The 815-nt window shown below is 65.6% G+C and carries 1 protein-coding gene and 1 pseudogene; both read right to left on the bottom strand.

Annotated features, from left to right (window positions below):
• Positions 1–331, bottom strand: a 331-nt coding sequence (locus FLO80_RS23595) for an alanine racemase (protein WP_188078395.1), incomplete at its 3' end; no start/stop codon positions are given.
• Between the two features lie 68 nt (positions 332–399).
• Positions 400–815: pseudogene (locus FLO80_RS23590) on the bottom strand (DnaB-like helicase C-terminal domain-containing protein); the annotation flags it as partial.

Below are 815 nucleotides of genomic sequence, written 5' to 3'. Positions count from 1 at the left end.
CGAGGAACGCTTCGCCCTGTTCCGCGCCCTGGATCACCAGGTCCAGGCGCAATTGCCCGGCGAGGGCGTATTCGCTCGCCTCGAAGCAGCCTTCCAGCAACAGGATGCGCGCGCTGGCGTGCAAGGCGCGGACTTCCGCGGCCTCCTCCAGGCAGGCCACGGCGAAGCCATCGGCATCGTCGTGCAACGCGGTAACCACTTCGCGCGCACCGTGGCCATAGGCGTTCGCCTTGACCACCGCGAACGCCTGGCGCTGCGGCGCGCAGCGCTTGGCCAGGGCATAGTTGTGGCGAATGGCGGAAAGGTCGACGGTGGCAACGAGGGGACGCATGGCATCGGGTCCTGCCGTGGCCATAGGCGTTCGCCTTGACCACCCCGCCGGGCAAGACCCAAGCCGGGTCATTCGTCCTCGAAGTTGTACATGCCGGCGGCAAGGTTCTCGAAGCGCGTGTATTTGCCGATGAAGGCCAGGCGCACCGTACCGATCGGACCGTTACGCTGCTTGCCGATGATGATTTCGGCGACCCAATTGAACTCGGTCTCCGGGTGGTACACCTCGTCGCGGTAGACGAACATGATCACGTCGGCGTCCTGCTCGATCGCCCCGGATTCGCGCAAGTCGGAGTTCACCGGGCGCTTGTTGGGTCGCTGCTCCAGGGAGCGGTTGAGCTGCGACAGGCGGGTGGTACACCTCGTCGCGGTAGACGAACATGATCACGTCGGCGTCCTGCTCGATCGCCCCGGATTCGCGCAAGTCGGAGTTCACCGGGCGCTTGTTGGGTCGCTGCTCCAGGGAGCGGTTGAGCTGCGACAGG

The organism is Aquicoccus porphyridii, from assembly GCF_008369105.1.
Taxonomy (GTDB): domain Bacteria; phylum Pseudomonadota; class Alphaproteobacteria; order Rhodobacterales; family Rhodobacteraceae; genus Aquicoccus; species Aquicoccus porphyridii.
The sequence above is the reverse complement of the archived record's forward strand: the minus strand, read 5'-3'. Positions and strand labels throughout refer to the sequence as shown.